This is a genomic window from Listeria costaricensis (assembly GCF_900183385.1).
GTDB lineage: Bacteria > Bacillota > Bacilli > Lactobacillales > Listeriaceae > Listeria > Listeria costaricensis.
The window spans coordinates 27,785-42,459 of record NZ_FXUT01000006.1 but is presented as its reverse complement, the minus strand read 5'-3'; the positions used below and the strand labels follow the sequence as shown (position 1 = coordinate 42,459).

Here is a 14,675-nt window from a genome sequence, read left to right as displayed (position 1 = left end):
CTACTTTCTTCATTCAAATGGATGTTTGATTTTGATACGTTGACCGGTTGCATCCGCAATGCCGGCATATAGATAGGCCGTGCCGTCTTTCAAAAAGTGAAGCCCGCCGCTGAAAACGACATCTTCCAAATCAGGGCGTTTTGCCGGACTGGCAGCAAAATTGCTTCGCTCGGCAATTATTTTGACATCATATAAAGCCTGGTCTTTCAAAGTAAAAGTAATCGGATAATAGTGCCGATCGCCGTGTTCGTCAAAGCGCGCAATATGACCCAAAACGCCAATCTGACCATCTGCTAATTGATAGATTTCGTTGGCCCCGCCCCATTCGTCTGCTAAAAAATTCCCATAAGCGAGCGGTGCCTGTTCAATTTTTTCTGTGCTCAGCTCTTCTAACGCTGATAAATAAAGGACTCCAATCTTGCCGCGTCCGCCTTTTTCGCCTTGTGGTCGAGTAAGAACGAGCAGTCGTCCATCTGCCAGCTCCTTAAGCCGCAAATCCTTCATGCCCCCTGGACCTTTGAAAAGCAGTCCGGCCTCTTCCAGCGTCTTCATTTCATAAAAATTCGTCCGCCAGTGCAGTTTGGTTGCGTCTTCTGGGTGCGGATAGGTTTCAACGCCGCCAAGAATCAGTTTTCCTCCTATAAAAGTCACAAACGGGTCTTGGAGCGGCAGATCGACCGTTCCTTCTACAAGCTGGTAGCAGTCGTCCTGCACTTTTTCAAAAAAGCCAATGTGCGCCGCTTCACTATCCCGTTCCTCCATCCGTCCGGCAATCAGCGTCTTCCCTGCAAAGTCAAACGGTGCGGTGATATTGTAAACATCTTTTCCACACGCTCCCGAAAATTGGAGCCGCTCCCCTTTTGCAGGCTGCTGACCAGCCCGATATTCACGCAGTAATTCATTTACAGTTTTCATTTTCTTCCTCCATCAGATAAATCGCACCTGAGAGCGGCGCAATACCGCCCTGTTCCTCCTGTCCGAATACCAATCGGCCATTTGGCGGTGCTGTCATTTGCCACCGTTCGCTAAAATTGGCGACAAAATAGTAGTTTCCGCGTTGATAGGTTAGGCATGCCTCTTTCAGCTGCAGAGATGTATAGGGCTCGGTCACATAAGCGGCCGCCTTCCGAAATGCCAGCAGCTCCTGATAATAGGCAAAAATGGCATGCACTTTTTCCTCCGGCTCTTGATTTTGCTTCAGCCATGCTTTCCCAGTCGCCGAAAATGCTTTGCCATCCGCAAAAATCATCGGGCCGCGCGCTTTATCACGCGTTTTTTGATTGGCTGCAAATAGCGCCTCCTGCTTCGTTTCCCCTTTCCCGACCGCCTGCTCATAAGCCATGATCCCCTGAATGTCGGCCATCTCGGAAACATCCGCAAAAGTGAGGTCTGTCATGCCGGCTTCCTCCCCGTTGTAAATAAAAGGAACGCCTCGTGCGGTCAAAATAATGAAGGCCAGCAATTCGGCTAACGGTAAATTCTGACCTGCTAATCTGGAAAACGAGCGCCCCATGTCGTGACTGCCAAAAAAGAGGGTCGGCATTTGCCCATCCGGCAATGCTTTTTCCATCGCGACCAGTTCCTGAAATAACTTTTCCGGTGTAAAAGTCTCGATACTGCCAAAGTTAAAATTGAACGTGACATCCAGCAGCTCCGGACGACTGTAGCGTGCAATCTCTGGCAGCTCGTCACTGGAAATCTCACCGACTAAGAAAACATCCGGCCGTAAGTCTCGACAAAAGGCAGCCAGTTCTGCCATGACGCCATCAATGCCGGGCTGATCCTTGTCGAATTTGTGCAGCACTTCACCCAATTCATCCACAGGATTATCTGGAAATGCCAAGTCGAGCGTCAGGTTATTAATCACATCAAACCGAAAACCGTCCACACCGAGCGCCAACCAGAATTTCAGCACCTGCTTGATCTCTTCTTTCACAGCCGGATTGGCCCAGTTGAGATCGGCCTGTTCTTTGGCAAAACTATGGTAGTAGTACTGCTCTCTTTTTTCATCAAATTGAAAGGCACTCCCGCCAAAAAAGGACGTCCAGTTATTCGGCCGCTCTTTCCAAATATAGTAATCAGGATGTTCCGTAAACCAGCGATGATTTATGGCCGTGTGATTCAAAACCATATCGATCACCACGCGAATCTCCCGCTTTTTCGCCTCCGCCAGAAACACCTTGAAATCAGCCAGCGTCCCGTAGAGCGGATCCACCGCACAGTAATCCGACACGTCATAGCCATTGTCGACCTGCATGGACGGATAGAACGGCGTCAGCCAGATCCCCCCAATGCCAAGCTCCGCCAAATAGTCGAGCCGCTCCGTCAACCCGGGAAAATCCCCAATCCCGTCGCCATTCCCATCCGCGAACGATTTGATATAAATCTCATAAAACACAGTCTGTTTAAACCATTTCACTCATAAAACCCTTTCTTATTTCAGCGTAAACTGCATGCCCTCTTGGAATTTCCTCGAGAAACACAGGAACAAAATAATCAGCGGAATCGTCAGCAGAACAGAAGCCGCATACATTGGCCCCGGATAAGTACCATATGGCCCAAACATTTGCGAAATGAGCACGTTCAAGGTCACCGTTCCGTCACTCTTCGTCACAAGCATATCCCACAGTAGATTCGTCCACCGCTCCGTGAATAAGAATAGGAAAATGACAGTCGTGATTGACTTCGACATTGGCAGAACAATTTTGAAAAGAATCTTCATATCACTCGCCCCGTCCAGCCGAGCCGCTTCAATCAGCGTGTCTGGAATCGCCTTGAAAAAGTTCGTATACATAAAGATTGCCCACAAACTGACCGCGGTTGGTAAGATCATCCCCATAAACGTATCCAACATGTGAACATCTGAAATCATCAAAAATTGCGGAATCAAAAGAATGATGGCTGGGAAAAACATTTGGAACAATATAACATTATTAACAAATTTCTTCCCGCGGAAATTCAATTTGGCCAGCGCATAGCCGACCATCAGTCCAAACAGCAGCATGAGTCCCGTCGCAATCGTAGAAACAATCACCGTATTAAAGAAAGCGCGTATCCACGGTGCCGGAGCTGCCGTCACATCATTGCCAAACAGCCACTGCCACGATCTGAGTGTATAATCTGTCGGAATGATCTTCCGGTCGACTTGGTCCCATGCGGCAAAAGAATTCAATACCAAATAGACGAACGGGAAAATCATGATCAACATCAAAATGGTCGTGAGTGTATAGCGAATAATTTTTCCTGCTTTTTTATGCTGACCAACCATTACGTTCCCCCCATTTCTCCAAAATTTTCTTAATCACGCCAATAGAGGCAAAAGTCACCACTGCCGCAATCAGTGAAATCGCCGACGCATAGCCGGATTTCAGATTGATAAAGGCCTGATTATAGATTTCCATCTGCCAGGTGTTCGTCGCATAATCCGGACCACCGCCAGTCAGCTGATACACCTCCGTGAAAATCCCGAAACTGACACCCACTGCCAGTACCAGCACAGTAAAGAGCGCCGGAAACAACATGGGAATCGTCACTTTGAAAAATGTGCGAACGCGGCCGGATCCGTCAATTGCCGCCGCCTCATAGACGTCCTGATTGATACTTGCAAGCCCAGAAACAAGAATCAGCGCATAGTAGCCTGACATTTTCCAAGCGATCATGATTGACACAATAAACAGTGCTGTCATCGGCGTTCCGAGCCAGTCGATACTGATGCCAAACTGATTCCGCAAGAATTCATTCAGCGGACTATTATAAGACAGTACCCCTTTCACAATCAGCGAGGTGACAACGCCGGAAGAAAGATAGGGCAGGAAAAAAGCCACAAGATAGAGCCCTTTAAAGCGAGGCAGCCCGTTGATCAGTACGGCAATGATCATCGATAAAATCACCGCCATCGGTACGAAAATCAGTAAAAATTTGTACGTGACAAAGAAGGCACTTTGAACGCCCGGACTTGCCAGCGCTTCCTTAAAATTATCCAGTCCGACAAAATTACTGTCCGGACTCATCATATTCCAGTCTGTAAACGCCAGCCAAAATGACCAGATGAGCGGAATCAAAAAGAAGATGACGGTAAAAATTAGATAGGGGCTGGTAAAAAACCAGCCCAACTTGTTATTTCGCTGCTTCATTTCTTCAGTTCCTCTTTTTCAGCTTTTGAAAGATCGGTCCATGCTTTTTCCGGTTCTTTCTTGCCTGTTACGACTGGCACCCAAGCCTCTTCACCTAGAATCTGCTGAATGTCATTGTAATTGGCATTATCCATTGCCGGAATGGCATTTGGCACGTTTTCTGCATAGACTTTAAGTTGCGGATTTTCTTCAAAGAATGCCGTGAAGGTTTCATTTTCAGTAGCATCATCACGAGCTGGAATCAAGTTCGTCATTTCGAGGAATTTCAAATCATTTTTTGCATCACTATAAACGAATGTCAAAAAGTCGATCGCTGCTTTTTGTTCTTCCTTGCTCGCTTGGGAATAAATCACGATCCCTTTTGCATCTGCATAGGTTTTCACATCTTCTGCATCTTTCATATCATCCGGTACAAGTGGTGAGGAAACGGTATAATTTTCACCGAACACCATGTCTGGATATTTTTCTGCCCAGTTCGGGAATGTCCAAGGACCAAGGTCTGTCATAATACTTGTTCCAGTTTCAAACGGATCGGTTACCTGATCGGTCAAAAGAAGTTTCTGATCCGCTAAATCCGACATAAAGCTGAGCGTGTCGATTGTCGCATCTTTATCAGCCACAAACTGATTATTTTCTACAAATGCGGCCCCATCCGACGCTGCATCATAAAGTGGGAAGAAGTCGAACCAGCGCATCCAAGCGGTTGGATCACCCAGGTCACCCTTCGCCCATAAAACTTTATCCGGATATTTCTCTTTTAGCTTTTTACCCACTTCAAGAGCTTCACTGTAAGTTTTCGGTGGCTCCGAGTAGCCTAGTTCATTTAGGATATCCGTGCGCCAGCCAAACAGGATCGGATTGGAATAAACCGGCAGCACATATTGATTGCCATCCGAAAATTCCCACCCTTCCATGCTTTCCGTCATATTTCGCTCCTCAATGATTTTATCGAAGCCGTCCACTTCATTCAGTGGAACAATGGCTTCACTGTCTGCCAGTTGCGCGGCAAAACTGCGGTTGATATTTTCCGACATTGTTGGAGCTGTATCAGAAGCGATCGCCGATTGAACCGTCGCCTCAGAAGACGGACTTTCTTTCATTTGCGTTACTTCAATGTCGACATCTGGATTTTCTTTTTCATAAGCAGTGGCCATTTGCTTCCAGAATTTCACTTGTGTAGGGTTGGGGGCTGCCCAAAATGTTACTTTTGTTTTGCCGTCATTTTCATCAGCCGAACTTCCCCCGCCGCAAGCTGTCAAAAGCGAGCCTGCCGCCGCCACACTTAGTACTGCGCAAACAATCTTTTTCATTTTCATCTTGTAACTCCTCCTAGTTTCTCTTTTTGTAATTGTAAGCGTTTAATTACGATTACATTATTCCATTACAGTCATGTAATGTCAATCATTACTTTTCTAATTTTATTTACTGTAAATAGCTATAAATCAACAGAATAACCACAATAATAAAAATTACAAATAAAATTATTTTATCAATTACAAAAAACTTTGCATTCTTCTTTTAAAACTTTTATAATAGAATTATCAATTAGTGTGAAGAGAAGGAGTCCCAGATGAAGAAAAAAATAACCATGCAGGATATTGCCGACCGGCTGAATCTTTCAAAAAATTCCGTTTCACAGGCGCTGGGCAATAAAAAAGGAGTCAGCGAAAAAACCAAGCTTGCCGTTTTTAAGATGGCTGATGAGCTTGGCTACGAATATAAAAAAGAGATTGCGCGAGAGGTTTTTAAAAATCGATTCGCGATTATCGCCTCCTCATTTGCGCTCGCACAGAAAAGCTTTTTCGGTGAAATCGTCACGCATATGAAGCAGCAGCTTTTCAGTCAGCAGGCTGAACTGGCAATTTTTGCGATTGGCGAAGATGAAGCGAAGAAAGGGGTTCTGCCACTTGGACTGGAAAGCAAGGAATGGACGGGCATTTTTCTGCTTTCACATATCAACACAGCTTATAGTAGCAAGGTGATCGATCTCGGCTTTCCGACCATTTTGATTGACCATCACGAGCCGCATTTAAAGGCCGATGCGATTTTGACACAGAATAAAGACGGGGCATTCTCGGCAGTCGAATATTTGATCAATCAAAATCATCGTAAAATCGGTTTTCTAGGTGATATCCTTTTTTCCCCCAGTTATCAGGAAAGGTATGAGGGCTACAAACAGGCGCTTTCTTTTTACCATATTCCCATTGATGAAACCTTTGCCATCACTCGGATTAAAGAAGAACAGACGGCCCTTTACCAGGCGCTCGACAAAATGTCCGAATTCCCCTCGGCCTGGTTCTGCGTCAATTCAGGACTCGGCTTTATTCTAAACACATACCTGCAATCAAAAGGCTACACGATTCCGCAAGATTTTTCGATCCTTTGCTTTGATAATACCGAGTTCACCATGCTGAGCAATCCGCCGCTTTCCACCATGTGTACCGACCTACATTCCATGAGTCAAAAAGCGATCGAACTCATGAACTGGCGGCTTCAAAATCCAGACAGCGAGCTTATCCACATTTCGCTTGCCCCGCATCTGATCGAACGGGAATCGGTGCAAATTTACCCTTCTTAAGGGAATGCCAAAAAGGCGCCTTGTGACACTTTCTCACAAGACGCCTTTTTTTATTTCCAATATTTTCTCAAAGCCACGGCTGTTCCTACTAGCAAAAGTCCTGCAATCAGCTGGCCGGCACTCGACTGATCGCCGCTTGCTGGAAGCTTCTGATTATTTGCCGTTTCGGACGAATCCCCACCGCTTGTTACCTGAATGGGATTTGCTTTTGACGTACCACTTGCATCTGTTCCCCCTGATGAACCGCCGGAATCAGCTGGTGGTACCCCGTTTCCGCCATTATCCGGCGGAGCGGCTTTTTCTTTTACAATGACTGTCACATCAAATGTTTGTGCCACATTTCCGGAGGCATCCTTGGCCGTCAAATGAACGGTATAGGTGCCCGGTTTTTTCAAGATGGCCGGGTCAAAATCTGTTGTCACTTTGGAGCCGTCATCCGTTGTGGCATGGATATCTTGAAGGAACTCGCTAACCGTTCGACTATCTCCTTCTGTATAGGTGATCGTTTTATCTGCCTGGATGACTGGCGGGACGGTATCTTGAACAACCAGTGTGATCGAGACGGTTTCAGCCTGATTGCCGCTCGCATCGACCGCGTGCAGATGAATCGTATAGGTTCCGGCCGTATCCAGCATCGCCGGATCAAAGTCGGTCGTGATGGCCGAACCGTCGTCTGTTGTTGCCCCAATTGCTTTCAGAAGATCGGCTTCCGACATGTCCGTACCGCGTTCCACAGTCAGCGTCGTCTTGTCTGTCGTAATGACTGGCGCTACCGTATCCTCCACGAGCACCGTCACAAGCAGCGGCTGCGCCTTGTTCCCACTTGCATCCTCTGCATTCAGTGTCACTTGATAAACGCCCGTCTTGCTTAGGTCAACCGTTGCAAAATCTGATGTTACCGGTGACCCATCATCTGTTTTAGCTTGAATATCCTGCAAGAAACCAGCTTCCGTCTTTTGGCTGCCTCGTTCATAGGTGATACTTGTCTCCGCCGTGATGACTGGCGGCACTGTATCCTGCACAGTCATTTTCACCGTCACCGGTTCCGCCTGATTGCCGTCCTGATCTTGCGAACGCAATGTGACCGTGTATGTGCCCGCCGTCTCAAGATCAGTCGGATCAAAGTCCGTCGTAATCGCCGAACCGTCATCCGTTGTCGCATGGACATCTGCTAAAAATTCACTTTCCGTTTTTTTCGTACCGCGTTCATAGGTGATGGCATCATCCGCATTGATGATCGGTGCATCCCGGTCCACCACCGATACAGTGACCTTGAACGGTTCCGCCTGGTTGCCACTTGCATCCATCGCTTGAAGCGTCACCGTATATGTGCCTTCTGTTTTCAAAATAGCCGGATCATAATCGGTCGTGATGGGTGAACCATCATTTGTTGCAGCATGAATGTCCTGTAAAAATTCGGCTTCCGTCCGCGCCGTCCCCATGTTATAAGTGATCGTGCTGTCAGCCGTGATCACCGGTTTTTCTGTATCCTCGACAACAACAGTAATTTGGACAGGTACCGCTTTATTGCCATGTAGATCGACCGCTTCAAGTGTGACCGTATAACTGCCGGCAGTGTTCATATCGACCTGTTTCGCAAAATCACTTACCACCAAAGAGCCGTCATCTGTTCGTGCGCCAATATCGACAAGGAAGGCGAGCGGTTCTTTTGTCGTGCCGCGTTCATACGTGATTGTCGTCTTGTCCACCGATATGACAGGCGCCGTCGTATCTTCTACCGTGATCGTCACCGTTTTCGGCTCCGCATAATTGCCGCTTTCATCGATCGCATTTAAGGTCACCGTGTACTCACCTACTTGACGCAGTACATTTGGATCAAAATTGGTCGTAATCGCTGAACCGTCATCTGTCTTAGCGGAAATATCTGCCAAGAATTCAGCTTCTGTTTTTTCGGTTCCTTTTTCATAAGTGATTGCATCATCAGCCGAAATAACTGGTGCAATCGTATCCTTGACCGTCACTTCCACAATGACTGGATCTGCCTCATTGCCCTCTGTGTCTTTAGCATTCAAGGTTACCTCGTATGTGCCCGGTTTTGTAAGATCCGCCGCCGTGCCAAAGTCTGACGTGATCGGCGAACCGTCATCCGTCGTCGCATGAATATCCGTTAAGAAATCCGCTTCATTTTTGGTCGTTCCTTTTTCGTAAATAATGGCAGGATCAGCCGTGATCACCGGCCCGACCGTATCAAGAATCGTCACCGTCACATTTTGTGCAGGCGACTGATTTCCGCTAATATCCTCAGCAACCACTTGCACCGTATAGACACCCGGAACACTAAAGTTCACAGCACTATCAAATGTGGTAGTAAACCGAGCCGGTTCACTCGCTTCCGCATGAATATCCGTCAAAAATTCCGACTCTGTTCGATTGGCATTTTGATTGTACGTAATCGCGCTATCCATTGTCACAGTTGGCGGTACCGTATCCTTCACGACAACCGTGATTTCAACCGGCATAGCCAGATTTCCCGCCTCATCTTGCGCATTCAAGGTCACCGTATAGCTTCCTACCGCTTGCATATCCACCACTTGATCAAAGTCGCTCGTCACTGGCGAACCATCATCCGTTGTAGCAGCAATATCCGTCAAAAATTCAGCTGCGGATTTTTCCGAGTAGGCTTCATAGGTGATCGTTGTCTTGTTTGTCGTGATTACCGGCGCAGTCCGGTCAATCGTAAAGCTCTTGGCCTCGCTTGCCGACTGATGCCCAATCCGGTCAGCTGCCGTCACTTCAAATTTATAAGCTCCGTCGGCCAGAGTTGACACATCCAGCGGGATTTCCGTTTGGACGATTTGCGTGCCTGCACTCGCCTGCTCCCCGCTTAGAACCACTAGATCATTTTGGTCTTTGATTTGCCAGTCCATTTTATAGATGCCGTCTCCATTGACATCATCCATCGCACTGACCGTTGCACTGGTTGGATTATAGGCCGCCAAATCGATGTTCGTTACTTCTGGTGGGGCCGTGTCGACTACTGCCAGCTGAAGTTGAATTTCACTTGCCACATAACCAGACGCCGGGTCTAATTTTGCAATCAGATTGTAGACACCCGGAACATTGAGTTTCAGCGGATCAGCTGGATCTTCTTCGATTGTGACATAATCTGGTGAAATGGCTGCCCCGGTTGCTTCATCATAGGCAAAAATATGGAAATGCCCCTCGTCGCGAACCTCCTGCAAACTTTGATATTTCCCGGAGGCAACTACTGCACTTGTCACGTCAATAATCGCCGTGCTGTCAGCTGCATTTGTTTTCGGCACGGTGATATCCGTTTCAAGCGGAGTGGCACTTCTGGTTCCTTCCGTCCGGTGAATCGTAGCGTGCAGGGTCACTGTATCATTCGTTACAGCTGTTACAACATAGTCGATGCTATTCGCACTGTCCAGCCCGGAAAAGGCCCAAATGTCGCTCTGATCAACCGTATCCCCAACATTGAAGGAAGGATTCGTAGCCAAGTAGTCACTTGTAAAGCTCGGCGCCTTCATTTTGTGGATAAATTGAATGTTGCGGCTCCCCGTTGTTATATTTCCACTATCCGGCAAAGATTCCACCTGATAGAGCTGCTGCTCCACACCTACAGCGAACAAATCAAATTCATTTTTAATGATATTGCTTGTAATATCCTGCTGTTCACCGTCTGAATCGACCCAAGCTGAAACACCTGCCATTTCGTCCACATTCGATACCCGCTCACCCGTATAGAAAGCCATGATTGGATTGCCAGTATCAAGCACTGGTGCCGGCTGCATCTCAAATTGCGTATAAAGCATGCCGCCTTTCGGATTGACCGTATAGCTGCTAGGATAGGTCACATTTTGAATATAGCCATCATTATTTTGACCTTCATATTTGAAAAAGCCTTCTACCTGATCGCCCTCCGCCGATAGAATCGTTTGCAGTGTGGTATCCTGCGCGGTGACGAGAACTTGCACATCCGATAGATTCAAATTACTATCAAGGCTTAGATAATAGCCATTATTCGCCGTCAAATTCACATGATTGAAAATATCCTCTTTTCCCTGCGTACTGCCGCCAAGTAGCAAGCCTTTACCCGCGCTATATGTCACACTTGTCAAAGAAGTCGAGGAATCCATCGCCATTTCTTTTTTCGCAATGACCGTCTCTGTCGAAGCATCTACTAAAGCAATATACCACTTCGATGATGTCGCCAGAACGGCATAAATCGTATCCCCTTCGCCCTGTTCCAGAAAAATATACGGACTGGACTCTTGTTTCACTTCCGGCACCGCATCAAACAGTGACAGCTCCGTATATTGGTTGTTTCCGTATTGGAATGACATGCGCATCTGAGCCGTCCCGGAAGCATTTCCCAAATAGACCATCTCGCCTTTATTTGCTACATGGGCAATATCGGTTCGCTGATATTTGGACCAAAACGCATCGTCAAGCGGATTATATTCATAACTTTGCAAGCTAAATGAAGAAGGATCCAGCTTGTACCGGGTAAACTGTTTTCCAGCAGGTGCATAACGAGAAGAAAAAGCCATTGTCAAGCTGCTTCCTTCCCACTCGATATCCATAAAATAAGAATAGGTCAAATCACTGGAATCGGGTATGTTATAGTTGACAAATGATTTATGGGAAATTTGGAAATTCCCGTCTGCATTGATCGATTTGACAATTAAAGTTGAGCCACCACTGTTCCCATAATAATTGACGACTTCCCCACCCACATAAAAATTATCACTAGCGGGATTCTTCGTAATTGCTTTATAAGAGCTTTGCCACAAGCCAGACCCATAAGTAGGGCTGTAATTGCCCGATTCATCGTTTACAACTCGCGCCCAAAGCACTTTCTTCGTATCTTTATCTACACGTAAAATAACGCCCATATCACGATTAGGAACGGTATTTAACTGACCTTTTTCATTTAAAATGGGCACCCCTTGAATATATTGCCCCTGAACGGTCCCAATTAAAATATAGTCTCCATCACTCGTTACTTCATAATCTTCGTCAATCGCCAATTTCCCATTATTCTGATCACTGATCGACATATCCACTTCCGCGCTCGGTAATATTTTTCCTGTAGCGGACTGAAAGCGGTTGTCCGATATTTCCGGTGATAAATCATCCGGTGAAATTGGCCCGACACTTGCTGCCATTACCTCTTCTTGATGCGTCACGAAACCAAGCAGAAGAATAAAGAATACCCCTACTGCTAACTCTGCAACCCGTTTCATTCCATTCCCTCCCCTAGTACTATCAATATAAAATACCCTTATTATCCAAATGCAAACTTTTTTACATCTTGACGAATCTAGCAAAAATCGCTATAATAATTTCGTGTTCATAAGGGGCATTAGCTCAGCTGGGAGAGCGCTTGCATGGCATGCAAGAGGTCAGCGGTTCGATCCCGCTATGCTCCATATAAAAAGGGTCTATCTTCTGTGTGCGAAGATGGATCCTTTTTTTCAGCATGATTGCTAATTTATAAGTGTGTGTTTCAAGGCATTCTAGTTGGACTGTTCCAACTCAAGCAAGCGTTTTTTCATTGCAAGCCCGCCGCGATAGCCATGCAGCGTCCCATTTTTACCGATAATCCGGTGACAAGGACAGACAATTAACAGCGGATTTTTCCCGACCGCACTGGCAACTGCCCGCACAGCCGACTTTTTGCCAATTTTTTCAGCAAGCGCTGTATAGCTAATTGTCTCACCACGATGCACCTCAAACAAAGCCTCCCAGACTTGCTTTTGAAAAGCAGTGCCTGTCAGTCCATATGGCGGTATCCCTACTTTCTCACCTGCAAAATAAGCCCGCAGCCACTCTCTAAAAACCGGTAGCTCTACGCGAACAGTTTGCTCCGCAGGAAAATGCTTTGCCAGCCAGTCCTGCAGTTCTTTCTCCCCGCATTCACAGCCGCTGACAAAAATCAGTTTATCCTCCCGAACAGCAAAGAAAAGTCGCGCTGGTCCAAATTCATCATATTCAATCAATCGTGCCTCTCCTTTCTCCAACTGTCCTTCCATTTCTATTATACGCATTTTCGTGGGATTTAGGTAGCCCGAAAATTCAAATCGAAAAACATTGCTTTTTATCCAAATTTTTCTTTAGCCTTGCAAAAGTGCCGTTTTGCACGGGATGCTTCCCTTCTTTTGCATCCATCCTGGGGCGCTTGTGCAAGGTTAGTCGTTCTTTCACCGCTATTTGACTCGGGTAAAAGGTGCCTTTTAAGCGGAGGAAGCAATTTTTTGACGAGTTTTCATGAAGAAACGGCTTTACAGAGCGCCTTGACAATGGTTTGAAACTGGGCTATGTTAAAAGCAGAACTTTTTGAAGTAGAGGTGCAGAGATGGGCGCAAAAGCCATACAGATGCAAGATGTCACGATCAAATATGAGGACAAGACGGTTTTAGAGAACCTTTCGCTTGAAATTGCTGGCGGTACGAGTTGCTCGATTATTGGGCCATCAGGCTGTGGAAAGACCACGCTTCTAAATACATTGGCCGCCTTTATAAAGCCTACTTGCGGAACGGTATTTTATGATGGCTTGCCACTTGTTCGCTACCCGGAGGACACGGCGATTATTTTTCAAGACTACTCGTTATTTCCTTGGAAGACGGTCTACGAAAATGTGGCACTTGGCTTAAAGATGAAAAAATATCCGCCAAAAGAGCAACACGACAAGACGCTTCACATTTTAGAGCGGTTAAAAATTAGGGATATTCAGAACCGTTATCCCCATCAGATCAGCGGTGGACAGAAACAGCGGGCAGCGATCGGCCGCAGTCTGGCACTGGAACCGTCCGTGCTACTTTTAGATGAGGTCACGGCCGCCCTTGATGCCATGACCAAGGAGTCGCTTCAAGACACGCTCGCTGAAATTGCCGCCTCTCGCGAACACACCATGATTCAAGTGACCCATTCTATCGAAGAAGCCATTCTGCTGGGTCAAAAAATCGTCATTATGCAAACTGGGCGAATCGCCACTGAAATAGAAAATCCGCTTTTTGGTCAAGAAAACCTGCGCACTTCGCCTGCTTTTTACGAAATGTGCGTCCGGGTTCGGCAGCTGCTTGAGGAGGGACAACCTCAATGAAATTTAAAACGCTTCGACGAGCTGTTGGTCAGTTTTTGATAGGCGTGATTGGCATCCTGGTGATTTGGGAATTGCTTTATCTCGTCATCGATAAGGCCGTAATTCCAAGTCCACTCGCAACGATTGGCCAATTTTTCCAAGACTTCCCTTTGCTCTTGCCGCATATTGCCAGCAGCCTGTATCGCATCCTGATTGCCATCGCGGTCTCTTTATTAATCGGTGTCCCGCTTGGCATCCTGATTGGCGTCAACAAATGGTGCGACCGAATTTTTTCGCCGATTCTCTACATGATTTATCCCATTCCAAAAGTGGCTTTTCTGCCAGTCTTTATGATTTTATACGGCTTGGGAGATTTTTCAAAAATCATGTTGATTATCTGGATCATTGTTTTCCAAATTATTTTATCCGTACGAGACGGCATCAGCCAAATCGAACCGCGCTATTTTCAAGTGATGACCTCCCTTTACGCAGGCAGATGGCAGACTTTCAGACATTTGCTTTTCCCCGCCGTCCTGCCGCAAATTTTGAGTGGTCTGCGGGTTTGTATCGGAATTGCCCTCGCCTCGCTCTTTTTTGCCGAAAATTATGCGACCGATTATGGTCTGGGCTACTACATCATGAACGCCTGGTCCATGATTGATTATCCGGATATGTTTTGCGGAATTCTGGCCCTGTGCCTGCTCGGCTATCTGCTTTTCAAATGTATCGACGGACTCGAATATCTGCTAGTTCCTTGGCAGCGAAAAGAAAAATAAGCCTGCTCATCATCGACAAAACGCTTTTTTGCTATTTTAAAAAGCGTTTTTTGTTTTTAAGAATTGTCACATTTATAACGAAAATCCTCATTTTTACAAGAAATATAATTAAATGCATCTGC

The 14,675-nt window shown here is 46.5% G+C and carries 10 protein-coding genes and 1 tRNA gene; 4 read left to right on the top strand and 7 right to left on the bottom strand.

Translation table 11 applies throughout. The features are described from left to right. Positions 1-9: 9 nt before the first annotated feature. From CS921_RS04945 to CS921_RS04925, 5 genes are read right to left on the bottom strand one after another with little or no spacing between them, the layout of a single operon-like run. Positions 10-915, bottom strand: a complete 906-nt coding sequence (locus CS921_RS04945; RefSeq protein WP_099221954.1) for a DUF1861 family protein — start codon at positions 913-915, stop codon at positions 10-12. After that, positions 899-2,419: an alpha-amylase family glycosyl hydrolase gene (locus CS921_RS04940; RefSeq protein WP_099221953.1), complete on the bottom strand. Its 1,521-nt coding sequence runs from the start codon at positions 2,417-2,419 to the stop codon at positions 899-901. The genes CS921_RS04945 and CS921_RS04940 overlap by 17 nt, the downstream gene beginning before the upstream one ends. A gap of 15 nt (positions 2,420-2,434) precedes the next feature. Then, the gene (locus CS921_RS04935) at positions 2,435-3,268 is read right to left on the bottom strand and encodes a carbohydrate ABC transporter permease (protein WP_099221952.1); all 834 of its coding nucleotides are present in this window, start codon (positions 3,266-3,268) and stop codon (positions 2,435-2,437) included. Next, positions 3,252-4,133: a carbohydrate ABC transporter permease gene (locus CS921_RS04930; RefSeq protein ID WP_099221951.1), complete on the bottom strand. Its 882-nt coding sequence runs from the start codon at positions 4,131-4,133 to the stop codon at positions 3,252-3,254. Before CS921_RS04930 ends, CS921_RS04935 begins: the two co-directional genes overlap by 17 nt. Then, positions 4,130-5,449: an ABC transporter substrate-binding protein gene (locus CS921_RS04925; protein WP_099221950.1), complete on the bottom strand. Its 1,320-nt coding sequence runs from the start codon at positions 5,447-5,449 to the stop codon at positions 4,130-4,132. Before CS921_RS04925 ends, CS921_RS04930 begins: the two co-directional genes overlap by 4 nt. A 254-nt stretch (positions 5,450-5,703) precedes the next feature. Here CS921_RS04925 and CS921_RS04920 point away from each other — a divergent pair, with 254 nt between their 5' ends. After that, positions 5,704-6,711 (top strand): LacI family DNA-binding transcriptional regulator, encoded by a 1,008-nt coding sequence (locus CS921_RS04920; RefSeq protein WP_099221949.1) that lies wholly within the window; start codon positions 5,704-5,706, stop codon positions 6,709-6,711. 50 nt (positions 6,712-6,761) lie between these two features. On the opposite strand, the gene CS921_RS04915 is transcribed toward CS921_RS04920, so the two are convergent. Continuing rightward, on the bottom strand, positions 6,762-11,939 hold the full coding sequence (locus CS921_RS04915; RefSeq protein WP_099221948.1) for a LapB repeat-containing protein: 5,178 nt from the start codon (positions 11,937-11,939) through the stop codon (positions 6,762-6,764). A gap of 113 nt (positions 11,940-12,052) precedes the next feature. Between CS921_RS04915 and CS921_RS04910 the strand changes: the two genes are divergently transcribed. Further along, a tRNA-Ala gene (locus CS921_RS04910) sits at positions 12,053-12,125 on the top strand. Positions 12,126-12,212: 87 nt separating this feature from the next. Here CS921_RS04910 and CS921_RS15785 read toward each other — a convergent pair. Continuing rightward, entirely contained in the window at positions 12,213-12,695 is a 483-nt protein-coding gene (locus CS921_RS15785; RefSeq protein ID WP_276106841.1) for a methylated-DNA--[protein]-cysteine S-methyltransferase, read from the bottom strand. 356 nt (positions 12,696-13,051) lie between these two features. On the opposite strand from CS921_RS15785, the gene CS921_RS04900 reads away from it, so the two are divergent. Together CS921_RS04900 and CS921_RS04895 are read left to right on the top strand one after the other, a co-directional pair. Continuing rightward, positions 13,052-13,798 carry an ABC transporter ATP-binding protein gene (locus CS921_RS04900; protein WP_099221946.1) on the top strand — a complete coding sequence of 249 codons (747 nt, stop codon included), beginning with the start codon at positions 13,052-13,054 and terminating at the stop codon, positions 13,796-13,798. Next, entirely contained in the window at positions 13,795-14,553 is a 759-nt protein-coding gene (locus CS921_RS04895) for an ABC transporter permease (protein WP_099221945.1), read from the top strand. The genes CS921_RS04900 and CS921_RS04895 overlap by 4 nt, the downstream gene beginning before the upstream one ends. Positions 14,554-14,675 lie beyond the last annotated feature (122 nt).